The organism is Streptomyces sp. NPDC001851 (assembly GCF_040297165.1).
In the GTDB taxonomy this organism is placed as follows: domain Bacteria; phylum Actinomycetota; class Actinomycetes; order Streptomycetales; family Streptomycetaceae; genus Streptomyces.
Map to the genome: position 1 here is coordinate 174,314 of NZ_JBEOYR010000002.1, position 15,340 is coordinate 189,653.

General features: G+C 73.0%; 13 protein-coding genes. 6 read left to right on the plus strand and 7 right to left on the minus strand.

Features of this window, described 5'->3' with window-relative positions; all coding sequences use genetic code 11:
• Positions 1-36 precede the first annotated feature (36 nt).
• Positions 37-918, minus strand: coding sequence for a formyltetrahydrofolate deformylase (purU, locus tag ABT171_RS03800; RefSeq protein ID WP_351239452.1), 882 nt, complete (start codon positions 916-918; stop codon positions 37-39).
• 106 nt (positions 919-1,024) lie between these two features.
• Positions 1,025-1,525, minus strand: coding sequence for an SCO4402 family protein (locus tag ABT171_RS03805; protein WP_351239454.1), 501 nt, complete (start codon positions 1,523-1,525; stop codon positions 1,025-1,027).
• A gap of 118 nt (positions 1,526-1,643) precedes the next feature.
• Between ABT171_RS03805 and ABT171_RS03810 the strand changes: the two genes are divergently transcribed.
• Positions 1,644-2,969 carry an ABC transporter substrate-binding protein gene (locus ABT171_RS03810; protein ID WP_351239456.1) on the plus strand — a complete coding sequence of 442 codons (1,326 nt, stop codon included), beginning with the start codon at positions 1,644-1,646 and terminating at the stop codon, positions 2,967-2,969.
• Between the two features lie 81 nt (positions 2,970-3,050).
• On the opposite strand, the gene ABT171_RS03815 is transcribed toward ABT171_RS03810, so the two are convergent.
• Both ABT171_RS03815 and ABT171_RS03820 read right to left on the minus strand, forming a co-directional pair.
• A complete protein-coding gene (locus ABT171_RS03815) occupies positions 3,051-4,685 on the minus strand; it encodes a hypothetical protein (RefSeq protein ID WP_351239458.1) in 1,635 nt (544 codons plus the stop codon).
• Positions 4,686-4,895: 210 nt separating this feature from the next.
• Entirely contained in the window at positions 4,896-6,281 is a 1,386-nt protein-coding gene (locus ABT171_RS03820; protein WP_351239460.1) for an NsdA family TPR-like regulatory protein, read from the minus strand.
• 264 nt (positions 6,282-6,545) lie between these two features.
• Here ABT171_RS03820 and ABT171_RS03825 point away from each other — a divergent pair, with 264 nt between their 5' ends.
• The 3 genes from ABT171_RS03825 to ABT171_RS03835 are packed head-to-tail and all read left to right on the plus strand — an operon-like array spanning position 6,546 to position 9,623.
• On the plus strand, positions 6,546-7,211 hold the full coding sequence (locus ABT171_RS03825; RefSeq protein ID WP_351239462.1) for a bifunctional DNA primase/polymerase: 666 nt from the start codon (positions 6,546-6,548) through the stop codon (positions 7,209-7,211).
• A gap of 52 nt (positions 7,212-7,263) precedes the next feature.
• Positions 7,264-8,040, plus strand: coding sequence for an ABC transporter ATP-binding protein (locus tag ABT171_RS03830; protein ID WP_351239464.1), 777 nt, complete (start codon positions 7,264-7,266; stop codon positions 8,038-8,040).
• Entirely contained in the window at positions 8,037-9,623 is a 1,587-nt protein-coding gene (locus ABT171_RS03835; protein ID WP_351239466.1) for a transporter, read from the plus strand. Before ABT171_RS03830 ends, ABT171_RS03835 begins: the two co-directional genes overlap by 4 nt.
• A 140-nt stretch (positions 9,624-9,763) precedes the next feature.
• Here ABT171_RS03835 and ABT171_RS03840 read toward each other — a convergent pair whose 3' ends face one another.
• Together ABT171_RS03840 and ABT171_RS03845 are read right to left on the minus strand one after the other, a co-directional pair.
• On the minus strand, positions 9,764-10,660 hold the full coding sequence (locus tag ABT171_RS03840; protein ID WP_351239468.1) for an alpha/beta fold hydrolase: 897 nt from the start codon (positions 10,658-10,660) through the stop codon (positions 9,764-9,766).
• Positions 10,661-10,974: 314 nt separating this feature from the next.
• Complete coding sequence (locus ABT171_RS03845) at positions 10,975-11,667, minus strand: iron-dependent transcriptional repressor DtxR (protein WP_351239470.1); 693 nt, start codon at positions 11,665-11,667, stop codon at positions 10,975-10,977.
• A gap of 316 nt (positions 11,668-11,983) precedes the next feature.
• Between ABT171_RS03845 and ABT171_RS03850 the strand changes: the two genes are divergently transcribed.
• Both ABT171_RS03850 and ABT171_RS03855 read left to right on the plus strand, forming a co-directional pair.
• Complete coding sequence (locus tag ABT171_RS03850) at positions 11,984-12,739, plus strand: SIS domain-containing protein (protein WP_351239472.1); 756 nt, start codon at positions 11,984-11,986, stop codon at positions 12,737-12,739.
• A 391-nt stretch (positions 12,740-13,130) separates the two neighbouring features.
• Positions 13,131-14,531 carry a PAS domain-containing protein gene (locus ABT171_RS03855; protein ID WP_351239474.1) on the plus strand — a complete coding sequence of 467 codons (1,401 nt, stop codon included), beginning with the start codon at positions 13,131-13,133 and terminating at the stop codon, positions 14,529-14,531.
• Between the two features lie 23 nt (positions 14,532-14,554).
• On the opposite strand, the gene pdxH is transcribed toward ABT171_RS03855, so the two are convergent.
• Complete coding sequence (pdxH, locus tag ABT171_RS03860; protein WP_351239476.1) at positions 14,555-15,241, minus strand: pyridoxamine 5'-phosphate oxidase; 687 nt, start codon at positions 15,239-15,241, stop codon at positions 14,555-14,557.
• Positions 15,242-15,340: the final 99 nt, after the last annotated feature.

Consider the following 15,340-nt stretch of genomic DNA (forward strand, 5'->3'; position numbering starts at 1 on the left):
CCCGGTGGACGGCGGCGAACCGGCCGTCCACGCGGGTCAGGCGAACACCACCGTCCGGCGCCCGTTGAGCAGGATCCTCCGCTCCGCGTGCCACTTCACCGCCCGCGCCAGCGCCTGGCACTCCACGTCCCGCCCGATCGCGACCAGCTGGTCCGGTGTGACGTCGTGCCCCACCCGCTCGACCTCCTGCTCGATGATCGGCCCCTCGTCCAGGTCGGCGGTCACATAGTGCGCGGTCGCCCCGATGAGCTTGACACCCCTGGCGTGCGCCTGGTGGTACGGCTTCGCGCCCTTGAAGCTCGGCAGGAAGGAGTGGTGGATGTTGATGATCCGGCCGCTGAGCTGCTTGCACAGGTCGTCCGAGAGGACCTGCATGTAGCGGGCGAGGACGACCAGTTCGACACCCTGCTCGCGCACGATGTCCAGCAGCTTCGCCTCGGCGTCCGCCTTCGTGTCCTTCGTCACCGGAATGTGGTGGAAGGGGATGTTGTACGACCCCACCAGCTCTTCGAAATCGGTGTGGTTGGAGACCACGCCCACGATCTCCACCGGCAGCGCGCCGATCCGGGCCCGGAACAGCAGGTCGTTCAGGCAGTGCCCGAACTTGCTGACCATCAGCAGGATCCGCATCTTCGCGTCGGCCCGGTTGATCTGCCAGTCCATGTGGAAGGAGTCACCGATCGCCGCGAAGCTCGCCCGCAGCTTCTCCACGGTCACCGGCGCCTCCGCCGAGAAGTGGACGCGCATGAAGAACAGACCCGTGTCGCGGTCGCCGAACTGCTGGCTGTCCTCGATGTTGCAGCCGGTCATGAACAGATAGCTCGACACGGCGTGCACGATGCCCTGCTTGTCCGGGCAGGAGAGGGTGAGGACGTACTGGTCGCCCGGTGCGGCGACGGACGCGGACTGCTCGTTCATGCACCACAGGGTCCCATACGGCCACGGCGCGTGGGCAATCGTCCCGCAGGACGGGACGGGTGTGGACGGCCCGCCGGGCGCCGGCCCGGGAAAGCCCGGCCCCCGCCTACGCGGACCTCGTCATGATCCGCAGCACCTCAAGGCTCCGGGGAGGGGTGTCGGGATCGTCCCCGTCGCTCGCCGCGAGGCGCAGGTGCGCGTCCCGCGCCGCCCGCACCGCCTCCGGCCACCCCTGGTGGTCGAGGTACGCGGAGACCGGCGCGTCCGGGCCGACCTGGTGCATGATCCGCAGCACCCGCAGCACGGCGGTGTCGACGAGCGCCGCCTCCTGCGAGTCCCGGAATATCGTGCCGACGTACTTCTCCGCGGACCAGTTGTCCAGCCAGGTGTCCTCCACCAGCCGGTAGACGGCGTCGGTGACGTCGCCGTACCCGTCCACGCCGGCCAGCCAGACGTCGCGCTGGAACACCGGGTCGGAGAGCATGTGCAGCGCCGAGCGCACATTGCTGCGCCAGCGCCACCACGGCATGTCGCTTAGGGCCATGCCGCCCATGGTGGAGGAGCGACGGCCGCGACGGGAAGAGTTCTCCGAACCTTGCACGGTCATCGATCGTACGTTTCCCTGTCACACCGGCCTCACCACCCCCTGTAATTCACCTCGCTGTCACCCTTCGTTGACCGTGGGTCACTTCCCGGTTAGCGGTGTGAGGGAATCGTGCGTGTGCATGACCGGCAGGCGACGCACCGTTAGTCCGTTCCTCCACTCGACCCTCCGCCCCGGCAGAGCCACCGCGCTGTCCGCCGGCGCCGTGGCCCTCTGTGCGTCGCTCACCGCCGGATGCGGGGTCGTCCCCGGCGTCACGGGGGGCGCCGGGGGCGACCCGGTCAAGGTCATGACCTGGGCCCCGCAGGACACCGACGCCACCAACAAGCCCGGCATGCCCGCGATGGCCCTCGCCTACGCCAGGTGGATCAACGCGCACGGTGGCATAAACGGCCACAAGCTCCAGGTCCTGACCTGCAACGACCACAACGACAGCGTGGGCGCCGCCAAGTGCGCCCGGCGCGCCGCCCAGGAGAACGTCGTCGCGGTCGTCGGCTCCTACAGCCAGTTCGGCGACTCCTACCTCGCCCCGCTGGAGGGCGCCGGCATTCCCTACATCGGCGGCTACGGCGTCACCAACGACGAGTTCACCGGCCAGATGTCGTACCCGGTCAACGGCGGCCAGCCCGCGCTGCTCGCCGGTCTCGGCAGGGCGCTCGCCGACACCTGCGGCAACGTCGCCCTGGTGCGTCCGGACAGCATCGCCGGCGACGAGCTGCCCGCGCTGCTCGACTCCGGCCTCAAGGAGGGCAAACACGCGAACGCGGGCGACCACCTCGCCGCCGAGGACGCCACCGAGTACGGCGACCAGGCCGATCAGGCACTGCGGTACGCCACCAAGGGCGGAGTGCGGGAGGGCTGTGTGGTGCCCGCGCTCGGCGACCGCACCGACACCTTCATGGACTCCTTCCGGCGGGCACGCGAGAACTACCCCGGGGTACGGCTCGGGACCGTGCTCGGCAGCGTCGACCAGACCGTGATCAACGCCACGGGCGGCGCGACGGGGCCGTACGAGGGGGCGTACATCGCCGGCTGGTATCCGCCGGCGTCCGACGCCCGGTGGGACCCGATGAAGAAGGTGATCAACGAAGAGGCCTTCGGCGACAACCGCATCGACCCCGCGGACGCCGGAGTGCAGACCACCTGGATCGCCTACACCGTGCTGAAGGCCGTACTGGAGAGGATCGGCGACGGCGAGGTGAGTTCCGACAGCGTGCGGCGCACCCTCAACGACGGCCTGCGGGTCTCCACCGGCGGGCTCACCCCGACCCTGGCCTGGCCCTACGAGGGCAAGCTCGCCCCGGTCGGCTTCCCGCGGCTGGTCAACGCCGACGTCACCCTCCAGGTGGTGCAGGACGGCAGCCTGGTCGCGGCCCGCAGGGGCATCGGCGGCCGGGCCGGGATCACCGACATGACGAAGACGCTGGAGAACGCCGACGTGCGGTGACGCCCGCCGGCGCGTCCCTCAGAGCCGGGGCGCAGCCCTGGTCACAGCCGGGTGGCCCTGGTCACAGCCGGCTGGCCCTGGTCACAGCTGGGTGGGCTGGCGCTGGGTCAGGCCGTACTTCCGCGCGATCGCGTTCCACAGCGCCGCCGCCTTCGCCTTCTGCACGCTGGCGGTGCCGCTCTCCCGGTTGCCGGCCCGGGTCTCGTCCGTGACGCGGGCGTGGCCCTTGCGGCAGACCTTGCGTCCCTTGGCCTGACCGGCCCAGGCCGCGTAGTGGTTGTCGGCCGCGGCGGATGCCTGCCAGGCCTTGGTCAGCGCGGCCGTGAGGTCGCCGCTGGCCGGCAGCTTGTCGACGCTCAGCTTGCCGAGCCGGGTGACAAGGCCGGCCCGCTGACCGGCCGCGGCGCGCAGGTCGGAGGCGGCCTGGTCGAGGTTGTCGCAGTTCCTGACGTCGGCCACCGCCCCGATCACCGAGGCGCGGCTGCTGCCGCTGTCGGCGAGCAGCTTGTCCAGCTCGACCGCCTGCTGGCGGGCCGGGTCGGCGGGCGCGGAGGAGCCCTGGCCGGGGGCCGGGGAGGTGGCCGCGACCGTCTTGCCGTCGTTGCCCTGGTCCTTGCCGCCACCGCCGCTGAGCAGCACGCCGGCGCCCACACCGATGACGACGATGCCGACACCGACGGCGGCGATCAGCGGCACCCGCGAGCGGCCGCGGGGCCGGTCGTCGTCATAGCCGGAGTCGTACGACGGCTGGGGGGCGCCGTACGGGGGCTGCGCCGGGCCGGGGTGGGCGTCCGGCCGCTGGACGCGCGGCAACTGCTGGGTGGACCCGGCCGGGCCGTCACCGTCCGCCGGGCCGCCGCGGAAGAGGTTGTCGAACTCGGCCGGCGGCTGCCGGTCCCCGCCCTGCGCCTGCGCGGCGTACGGCGGGATGTACTGGGTGGCCTCCGAGTCGGACGGCACGGGCGCCGGCGCCTGCCGCGGGACCTGGCCGAGGTACCGCGTCTCCTCGCCGGCGGACTCGGGCGGCAGCGCGCCGGGGGCCACCGGCGGGATGTACTGGGTCGCGCCCTCGTCCGTCGCGGCCGGTACCGGCGGCAGGTACTGGGTGGCGCCCTCGGCGGGGCCCGCCGGTACGGGAGGTATGTACTGCGTCGCGCCCTCGTCGGCGGGGGCGGCCTGGACCGGCGGGATGTACTGGGTGGCGCCGTCGGCCGTCGGGGGCAGCGGGGCACCGGCGGCCGGGTAGGCGTCCGGCACGGCCGGCGGAAGCGGCGCGGCGGCCGGCGGCTGCGGGGGCTGCTGGTCCTGGTGGTGCTGCTGGTACGGCGCGGAGGTGCCGTATCCGGGCTGCTGAGCGGCGCCGTAGCCGCCGCCCTGGGCGCCGGGGTGGTCGTACGACGGCGACTGGCCGCCGTACGACGGAGCCGGGGCGCCCTCCGGGGGCAGCGGGCCGGGGTTCGCGGCCGGGAGCTGCTGGTTCGGGGCGTCCGGTGCCTGCCACTGCTGGGCCGCCGCCGGGGGCCAGCCCTGGCCCTGCTGGGGCGCCTGCTGCCCGGGCCCCCAGGAGCCGCTCCAGGCCTGACCGCCGGCCGGGGCGGCGGGGGCGGGCGCGCCGGTCATGCCGGGCAGCAAGGGCTCGCCGCCGTCGGAGGGCAGCACGATGCCTTCGCGCGCGGGCTGCGCCGAGGGCTCCTCGCCCCGTCCACTCTGCGTCACCGGGACTCCTACTAATGGGGGACCTTGTGAATCGGACTCACGCTACCGGGTCCCCCGAGCCGGGTGCCATGCAGCTCAGGGCGCGATCTCCTTGCCTGTGACAGCGGTAACAAAACCGCCCCGCGATGCGCTGTGTATGGCACGGCATGCGGCACCCGCACACCGCCGGGTGCCGTTCGCCGTGCGTTCACGCGGTCGCGGGGCCGGTGTTCACGCCGCCTGCTGGAGGTCGAGGCGCGCCCCGAACTCCCGCACCACCGCCTCCTCCCGGAAGGGTTCCAGGCGCTGCTGCAGATCCTCCAGATACTCCGCGCCCCGGTTGGAGCGCAGCGACTCCAGCAGCTCCACCGCCTTCAGGCCCGTGCTGCAGGCCTGTTCGATCTCACGCTGCTGCACCTGGGCCGTGGCGAGCAGCACATGGCCGATGGCACGGCGGCGGACCCGGGTCTCGGGGTGTCCGTTCAGCGACTGCTCGGCGCACCGGGCCGCCTGCTCGGCCTGTCCGAGATCGCGGTGGCAGTGCGCCAGCTCGTCGGCCAGATACGCCTCGTCGAAGTGCCGGATCCACACCGGGTCGTCGGCGCCGGAGTCGTCGGCCTGCTCCATCGCGGTCACCGCCCGCCCGATGGACGCCTGCGCCGCGCGGGCGTCACCGAGCAGGGCGTGCCCGCGCGCCTCGGCCGCGTGGAACATCGCCTCCACGCGCGGGGTCACATGTCCCCGCGCCCCCTCCTGCGCCGCCCGCGCCAGCTGGGAGATCTCGCGCGGGTTCCCGAGCTGCGCGGCGAGGTGGCTCATGGACGCGGCCAGGACGTAACCGCCGTACCCCCGGTCCCCGGCGGCCTGCGCGAGCCGCAGCGACTGGATGTAGTACCGCTGGGCCAGCCCCGGCTGCCCGGTGTCCACCGCCATGTAGCCCGCCAGCTCGGTCAGCCGGGACACGGCCGCGAAGAGGTCCCGCCCGACCGTCTCCCGGTACGAGCCCGCGAGCAGCCCGGAGACGACGCTGTTGAGGTAGTGCACGACGACCGGGCGGACATGCCCGCTGCCGTACTGGTGGTCGAGGTCGGTCAGCGCCTGCGTCATGGACCGTACGGCCGCCACGTCGGCCTGCCCCACCCGCGGGCCCGCCTGCCGGGCCACCTGGGAGTCCGGCGCCGAGATCAGCCAGTCGCGGCTGGGCTCGACCAGCGCGGAGGCGGCGACGGAGGAGCCGGACAGGAAGTCCCGGCGTCCCACGTCGCTGCGCCACAGCTCGCAGACCTGCTCGATGGCCCCCAGTACCGTCGGCGAGAACTGGAGACCGACCCCCGAGGCGAGGTTCTTGCCGTTGGCCATGCCGATCTCGTCGATCGTGACCGTACGGCCGAGCTTGCGCCCGAGCGCCTCCGCGATGATCGCCGGGGCCCGGCCCCGCGGCTGCTGACCGCGCAGCCAGCGGGCCACGGACGTCTTGTCGTAGCGCAGGTCGAGGCCGTGCTCGGCGCCGCACATGTTGACCCGCCGGGCCAGCCCGGCGTTCGAGCACCCCGCTTCCTGGATGAGCGCCTGCAGCCGTTCGTTCGGCTGCCTCGCCACGAGAGGCCTTGCGGCCATGTACTACCCCCTGCGTTGCGATCCCCTGGGCGTGACCCGTTCGGGAAAGATCACTGCCCAGCTGACATACCGTCAATGCGCGACATGTGCGGTTTGCCGGGGTAACGACGGCAGCCAACCCCCTCCCTGGCTACCCAGCTCGCGCCGTGCTTCCTCCCGCGCGCCCCCACCCGTGCACCCATGCGCCCCGACTGCGGAATCGATGCTCCACCCCCGCGCGCAGCCCAGCCGTAACTCCAGGTGGGCGCGGGAGTTGAGAGGGGCGTGGAAGAGACGATCGCGGGCGCCCAGAACACTCAGATTGCCGGTCAGATTCCGAAGCAACGCGGGGAATCGCTGCTGGAGGCCGCCGTGCGCTACGCCGAGGAACGACACTGGGACGTGTTCCCGGGCACCTGGCTGGAAGCGGTCGCCGGCCAGCAGCGCTGCTCGTGCAGCGATGCCTCCTGCCCTGCGCCGGGTGCGCACCCCGCGCGCCCCGACTGGGCGACGCAGGCGACCGGCAGCGCGACCGTCGCCCGCCGGATGTGGCAGAAGCAGCCGACGGCGTCGATCCTGCTGCCGACGGGGCGCACGTTCGACGCGCTGTCCGTCCCGGAGAGCGCGGGGTTTCTGGCGCTGGCCCGCATGGAGCGGATGGAGTCGACGCTCGGGCCGGTGACGCTCTCTCCCGACCGGCGGATGAACTTCTTCGTGCTGCCGGGGGCGGCCGCGAAGGTGCCGGAGCTGGTGCGGAAGCTGGGGTGGTCGCTTCCGTCCCTGGATCTGGCCGTCCTGGGCGAGGGGTCGTATGTGGCCGCTCCGCCGACCCGGTTCGGGTCCCGGGGGGCTGTGCAGTGGGCCTGCCGGCCCACGCCGGCGAACCGGTGGCTGCCGGACGCGGAGGAGTTGATCTCGCCGCTCGCGTACGCGTGCGGGCGGGACCGGTAGCCGTCAACCCCGCGCCCCCCTCGGGGCGCTGTCCGCACCGTAGCCTTCCTCCATGACCGATGTCGCGGTGCGCGTGCGAGGGCTCTGGAAGCAGTTCGGGCAGCAAGTTGCCGTCGGTGGGATCGATCTCGACCTGCCCGCCGGGAAGTTCATCGGGCTGGTCGGGCCCAACGGGGCCGGGAAGACCACGACGCTGTCGATGGTGACCGGGCTGCTGCGGCCCGACGCCGGGACCGTCGAGGTCGTCGGTCATGACGTGTGGCGGGATCCCGTGGCCGTCAAGGCGAGGATCGGCGTCCTTCCCGAGGGGCTGCGGCTGTTCGAGCGGCTGTCGGGGCGGGAGTTGCTCGGGTACGCGGGGCGGCTGCGCGGGCTGCCGGGGGCCGAGGTCGACAAGCGGGCCACCCAGCTGCTGGACGTCCTCGACCTGGCCGGGGCCCAGCACAAGCTCGTCGTGGACTACTCGACCGGCATGCGCAAGAAGATCGGACTCGCCGCCGCCCTCCTCCACAATCCCGGCGTGCTCTTCCTCGACGAACCGTTCGAGGGTGTCGACCCGGTGTCCGCGCAGACCATCCGCGGCGTCCTGGAGCGGTACACGGCCTCCGGCGCCACCGTCGTCTTCTCCTCCCACGTCATGGAGCTGGTCGAGTCGCTGTGCGACTGGGTGGCCGTGATGGCGGCCGGACGGATCCGCGCGACCGGCCCGCTGACCGAGGTACGCGGCACGCATCCGACGCTCCAGGGTGCGTTCCTGGAGCTGGTCGGGGCGAGCGGCCGGGACACCGGGTCCGATCTGGACTGGCTGGGCGGCGGGGCCGCCCGATGACGAGCCTCACCTCCACCCTCGTACAGCTGAAACTGTCGCTGCTGCGGAACGGGCTGCGGCAGTCCGCGGGCCGGCGGGCCGCGTTCGTCGCCTCGGCGGTCGTCACGGTCCTGTTCGCGCTGCTGCAACTGCTGGGACTGCTCACGCTGCGCGGCCACGCGCACGCCGACGCCGTCGCCGTACCGGGTACGGCCGTGCTGGCGCTGGGCTGGGCGGTGCTGCCGCTGTTCTTCCCGACGGGTGACGAGACACTGGACCCGACCCGGCTGGTCATGCTTCCGCTACGGCCCCGGCCGCTGGTCCGGGCGCTGCTCGCGGCCTCCCTGGCCGGCACCGGCCCGCTGTTCACCCTGCTGGTCCTCGCGGGCTGCGCGCTGTCCCTGGCGCACGGCGCGGCGGGCTATCCGTGCGCCGTCGTCGCCGTCGTCCTCGCCCTGCTGGTCTGCGTGGCGCTGGCCCGGACCGTCGCCACCGCCAACGTACGGCTGCTGACCAGCCGGAAGGGCCGCGATCTGGCCGTGCTGAGCGGGCTGGTGATCGCGATCGGGGCGCAGCTGGTCAACTTCGGCGCGCGGCAACTGGGTTCGGCCGGGCTGCGGCCCCTGCAGCCGGTCGCGGAGGTGCTGTCCTGGGTGCCGCCCGCGTCGGCGGTGGCGGCGGTGCACGCGGCGAGCGAGGGCTCGTACGGCATCGCGCTCGCCCAGCTCGCCGTGACGGCGGCCGGGTTGGCGGCGCTGATCGCCGGCTGGGCGCGGAGCCTCTCCCGGCTGATGACCGCGCCGGACGCGTCCACACTGCCGCCGGCCGACGCCGGAGCGCGCGGCCGCTCGGCCACCGGACTCGGACGGCTGCTGCCGCGGGGCCGCCCGGGTACGGTCATGGAACGCAGCCTGCGCTACCTCTGGCGGGATCCGAAGACCAAGGCCGCCTGGGTCACCGCGCTGGCCATCGGGCTGATCGTGCCGGTGTTCAACGCGGTGCAGGGCACGGGATCGGTCTACTTCGCGTGCTTCGCGGCCGGGATGCTCGGCATCCAGATGTACAACCAGTTCGGGCAGGACACCTCCGCGTTCTGGATGGTGGCCACCACCATCTCCTCGCCCTGGGACGCCCACGCCGAACTGCGCGGCCGGGCGCTGGCGCTGCTGCTGGTCACCCTGCCGTACGCGGCGCTCGTGACCGTGCTGACCACAGCGCTGCTCGGCGACTGGGCACGGCTGCCGGAGGTCCTGGGCCTGTCCTTCGCGCTGCTCGGGGCGATGCTCGCGACCGGCGCCTGGACCTCGGCCCGCTTCCCGTACTCCATCCCCCAGGAGGGCCACAAGAACGTCGCCCCGGGCCAGGCGGGCCTCGCCTGGATCTCCATCCTCGGCGGCATGATCGCGGCGGCCCTGCTGTGCTCCCCCGTCATCGCCCTCACCCTCTGGCTCCACGTGAGCGCGGACGCAAAGGGGTGGGAGTGGCTGCTCCTGCCGGCGGGGGCGGCGTACGGCACCGGTCTGACTCTCGCGGGCCTGCGCCTGGCGGCTCCGAGAACGGCAGCACGGCTACCGGAGATCCTGACGGCCGTCAGCAAGGGCTAGGGGGGTCCGGGCGCCTGTGAGCGCCGGACCCTGCGGCTTGCCAAGGGGCGCGGGGCCGTATCGATGTGCGGCTCCGCCACGTGGGCGCGAGCAACCACCAACGGACCCGCACCCGCCCACGCACCGAACCCGGCAGACGCTCACGCGCTCACATCCCCGAGCACTCGGTCAAGAAACGGCTGGACAGCCTCCCGCCAGGCCGAGGGCACCTCGTAGTGCGCAAGATGCCCCGCGTCAGAAACCTCCGCGTACTCCCCCGCCGGAAGCACCCGCACCATCTCCTGCGCCTCCGCCCGCCCCAGCTCCCCGTCCACACCCCGCACCACCAGCGCCGGGCACCGCACCTGCGCCAGTTCCTCCCAGTGCGCGTCATGCACCCAGCTCTCCCGGGTCCGCAGCATCTGCTCCGGCTCGAAGACGGGGCGCCAGCCGTCCGCGGACTCGTGCATGACCTCGGCGTAGAAGGCGCCGCGGGCCGGACTCGGCCGCTCCACCCACGGATCGTCGGCACCGAACCACTTGCGTACGTCGGCGAGCGTGGCGAACGGCACGGGCCAGGCCCTGAACCAGTCCGCCCACTCCCGCTGCGAGGCGGCCCCCAGCGCGGAGGCCCGCATGTCGCAGATGATCAGGCCCCGGACCAGTTCGGGTCGCTTCGCGGCGAGCTGCCAGGCGGTCAGCGCGCCCATGGCGTGGCCGATGAGGAGCGCGGGGGCGAGACCGAGCTGTTCGAGGGCGGCCTCGGCGTCCTCGACATAGGCCTCGCGGGTGTAGGCCGCCTGCGGGGGCTTCTCGCTCTGGCCGTGACCGCGCTGGTCGAGAGCGACCGCGCGGTGGCGGGCGGCGAGCCAGCGGGCGGTCGAGGCCCAGTGGGAGGCCCGGCCCATCAGACCGTGCAGTAACAGCACGCCCGGACCACCGGGCCCGGGGGCCGGGCTGCCGTCCGGCCCGTCGGGGCCCGTCTTGGGAGGGTCGGCGAACTCCCAGGCGGCCAGGCGCACACCGCCCGCTCCCGTCACGTCCATGCGCCGCACCATGGGCCTGGCACCCCCCAGCTCCGCCTGCCTCGTACCGGCGTACCGCCGTACTCGAACTCGCTGCTGTCGCTGTCGTACTGCCGCCGCAGACTATCGAATACCCATTCGAAAGATCTGTCTCTGCGGACAACACCCCTCATTCGAGTGACACCCCTCAAGGAATGATCGCCGCCACCCAGGGGATCTTTTCTGGCGGGAGGCGGACCGCTCGGGGAAAAACGGTCCGAGGGGGATGACCCTGAGAGCTCGGGGCTCCGGGTCAGCACAGGGGAGGACAGGCCCCGGCGCCACCAGGCGCCGGGGTCTTCCCCTGCTCAGCGCTTGGCGACGAACACATGCGAGGCGACGTCCGCCTCCAGCTCGGCCGCCTCGCCGCCGCTGCCCACCAGCACACCGCCGGCCGACTCCGTCACGCTCACCACCGAACCGGGCTGCACACCCGCGCGCCGCAGCGTGTACATCAGCTGCGCGTCCGTCTGGATCGGCTCGCCGATACGGCGGACGACGACCGTCTTGCCGTCCGTGCCCGGATCCAGGTCGGCCAGCGAGACCATGCTCTCGTCCAGGAACGCCTCGGCGCCGTCCTTCTCGCCCAGTTCCTCCAGACCCGGGATCGGGTTGCCGTACGGCGACTCGGTCGGGTGCCGCAGCAGCTCCAGCACGCGCCGCTCGACGGCCTCGCTCATCACGTGCTCCCAGCGGCAGGCCTCCGCGTGCACCTGCTCCCACTCCAGGCCGATCACATCGACCAGGAGACACTCGGCCAGCCGGTGCTTGCGCATCACGCGCGTGGCGAGCCTTCTGCCCTCGTCGGTCAGCTCCAGATGCCGGTCGCTGGCCACGGACACCAGGCCGTCGCGCTCCATCCGCGCGACCGTCTGGCTCACCGTCGGCCCGCTCTGGTCGAGCCGCTCCGCGATGCGGGCGCGCATGGGGACGACGCCTTCCTCTTCGAGTTCGAGGATGGTGCGGAGATACATCTCCGTGGTGTCGATCAGTCCGGACATACGTGCCCCTCGATTACCTCTGCCGGCAGCCCGGCGCGTGCGCTGGCCCTGGCACCAATTCTGCCGGATCCCACTGACATCTGGGGGCCGCCGGGGAAACGGGGGCCGCCGCGCGGCTCCTCGCCGTCTCCGGGCGCGGGTCCGCCGCGGCCGGTCGCGCCCACGCGGCGGAGCCGCGTACCAGGCACAGTCCCCCGACCCCTCGCAGAACAGGTCATCACGGCGACACCGGCGCCTGACACAGCGGCCGTGTTGACACCGCGCTGGTCCAGACCGCACGGTGATCCGCGACACAGACGCTGCGAAGGGGCACCGCATGAGCGACGGCACGCCTGCCGACCTGTTCTTCGACGCCGCCATCACCCTGCTGCAACGGGTCCGCGAGGAGGAGGCCGAGTCGATCACGGCGGCCGGCACCCTGCTCGCCGACACCGTCGCCGCCGGCGGCCGCCTGTTCGCCTTCGGCGCCGGCCACTCCTCGCTGGCCGCCCAGGACGTCGTCTACCGCGCGGGCGGCCTCGCCCTGATGAACCTGCTCGCCGTCCCCGGCGTCGTCGGCGTCGACGTCACCCCGGCCACCCTCGGCTCCGCCCTCGAACGCGTCGACGGCCTCGCGAGCGCCGTCCTCGACACCGCACCGATCCGCTCCGGCGACGCGCTGGTGATCATCTCCCTCTCCGGCCGCAACGCCCTGCCCGTGGAGATGGCCGTCAAGGCCCGCGCCCTCGGCGTGCGGGTCATCGGCGTCACCTCGCTGGCCTACGCCACGCAGACCACGTCCCGGCACGCCTCCGGCACCTTCCTCAAGGACCACTGCGACATCGTCCTGGACTCCAAGATCGCGGTCGGCGACGCGGAACTCACCCTCGACACCATCCCCGCGCCCTTCGCCCCCGCCTCCACGGTCGTCACCACCGCCCTGATGCAGGCCGTCGTCGCGACCACCGCCGCCACCCTCGCCGCCCGCGGCATCGAACCCCCGCTCCTGCGCTCCGGCAACGTCGACGGCGGCCCCGAGTGGAACGGCCGCGTGCTGCGGGAGTACGGCGACCGGATCTTCTACCGGCGCTGAGACGCGGACGGCCGCCGAAACGCAGACGACCCGCGAGCTCGGGTCCTCCGCCTCCGGGCGGAGGAGCCGGCCGGACGTACCGGCGAGCTCGCGGGTCGGGTGGACTGCTTGGGATTGGGCCGGCTGCACGCCTTGTCACGTGCTGGCCCGGCACCGCACTGGCTGTGGTGGCGGACTGCTAGCCCGCAGCCACCTCACGCGTCCGGTTGTCATACATCTGCCGAACCACCTCCCTTCTCGTGTACCCCACACCCTAGGAAGCCGGAGGGGAGCGCTCAACCCCTTTTTCCGGTGCGCATTGACTCCCTCAATCTTGCGGGAACAGGATGTGGGCTGGGTCACGTTCCAGTTGAATGAAGGCCGGATGTAACGCAGCCTCCAGGGGGTCCAGGTGAGTGCTTCGCGGCGGAGTGGGACCACCGATGAGCTGGGGCCGGACGAGCCCGGTGAGTCCGGGGGCTCCGATCTGCTCGCCGCGCTGCTCGACGGCATGGACGCGGCGCTGTGCGCCTTCGACGCGGACGGGGTCGTCACGCACTGGAACCGGGAAGCCGAGCGGATCCTCGGCTGGACGGCCGCCGAGGCGGTCGGGCGGCACGGGTTCGCCGGGTGGGCGGTGCGCAGTGCCGACGCCGAGGAGGTGCAGGCCCGGCTGATGTCGGCGATGCACGCGCCCGGGCGCCAGGTGCATGAGTTCGCGCTGGTCACGAAGGGCGGCGGGCGGGTGCTCGTACGGACGCAGTCGGCCGCCGTGCGCGGGCCCGAGGGGAAGCCGGCCGGGGTGTACTGCGCGTTCAGCGAGGTGCACGCCCAGATCGATCTGGAGCGGTCGATCGCGCTGAGCGAGGCGCTGTTCGAGGACGCGGCGTGGGGCGTCGTACTGATCGACGCCGATCTGCGCCCGGCCGTCGTCAACGCGCACGCGGCACGCGCCCTCGGGATCGGGCGTACGTCCGCGCTGGGCAGGCCGCTCGGCGAGCTGCTCGCCCAGGGTGTGGAGGAGCTGGAGGCCGCGCTCACCCATGTGCTGGCCGAGGGTGCGCCGCCCGCGCCCGCCGAGATGTGGGTGGCCGTGCGCACCGCGGAGGGCGAGAAGCGGCGCTGCTGGCGGAACGGGTTCGTGCGGCTGGCCTCACCGCTCGCGGAGGAGCCGGTGCCGCTGGGTGTCGGCTGGCTGTTCCAGGACGTCACCGAGGCCAAGCGGGGCGAGCAGGAGGCGGCGCTGCTGCGGTTCCGTACGAACCAGTTGCACCGGGCCGCCCGGGCCGCCGCCGAGTGCGAGGACCCGGCCGAGGCGGCCGTCGTCCACCTGGACTTCGCCCTCGCGGGCTTCGCCGACCACGCGCTGATCGACCGTACGGCGCCCTCCCCGCGCTCGGAGGGCCCGGGGGGCGACGAGGAGGCGGCCGTACGGCTGGTGCGGCTCGCCGCGACGCCCGCCGGAGCGCCGGGGCCGAGCCTGCTGACGGGAGCGGCCGGGCTGCCCGTGCGGTACGAGGCTGGGCATCCGGCGCTGCAGTGCGTGGAGCGGGCCGGGGCCGTGCGCGCGGACGCCGGGTCGGTTCCGGCGGAACAGGCGCGGGAGTGGGCGCTGGCCCGGCAGTGGCCCGGTGACGCGGTGCACGCCCTGTGCGCGGTGCTGCGCAGCCGAGGGCGGACGCTGGGCGTGGTGACGTTCCTGCGCGGCTCGGGCCGCAGCCGCTTCGAGCGGTCCGACACGGCCTATGCGGAGGATGTGGCGGCCCGGATCGCGGCGGCGCTGGATCTGGCGGAGGCGGTGCGGGACACGTAGGCCTCCGGGTGGCCCGGCGCCGCTCAGGGACTGAGGCGCTCCACGGCCCAGTGGCCGTCGGGCCGGCGGACGTACCGCAGCCGGTCGTGGAGGCGGTTTTCGCGGCCCTGCCAGAACTCGATGGCCTGCGGGATGATGCGGTAGCCGCCCCAGTGCGGGGGGACGGGGACCTGCTCGTCCTCGGGGTAGCGGGCCTCCAGGTCGGCGTAGGCGGTGTCCAGTTCGGTGCGGGAGGCGATCACCGAGGACTGGGCGCTGGCCCAGGCGCCCAGCTGGGAGCCGTGCGGGCGGCTGCGGAAGTAGGCGGCGGTCTCGTCGCGGCCGGTGCGGTGGGCGGTGCCGGTGACGATGACCTGGCGGGCGAGCGGGTGCCAGGGGAAGAGCAGGCAGATGTGCGGGTTCTCGGCGAGGTCGCGGGCCTTGCGGGAGTCGTAGTTGGTGTAGAAGACGAAGCCCTCGGTGTCGAACTGCTTCATCAGGACCGTGCGCGAGCTGGGGCGTCCGGCCGCGTCCGCCGTGGAGACGACCATCGCGTTGGGTTCGTAGACCGTGCCGTGCAGGGCCGCCCGGGCGGCGTCCTCGAACCAGCGGGCGAACTGGTCCATCGGGTGCGTGGCGAGGTCCTGTTCGGCGAGGCCCTCCGCCCGGTACTGCTTGCGCATGGCGGCCGGGTCGAAGAGGGGGTCCAGGAGGGGTTCGCGGTCGGTCACGCGGTCATCTTGCCGTACGTGCGGTGCGTGCCGTCGAGACGGTGCGGAACCGCTCTGGCACTGAGTGTCGTACGGGCTCCCCAAGTGTGACACTGGGGG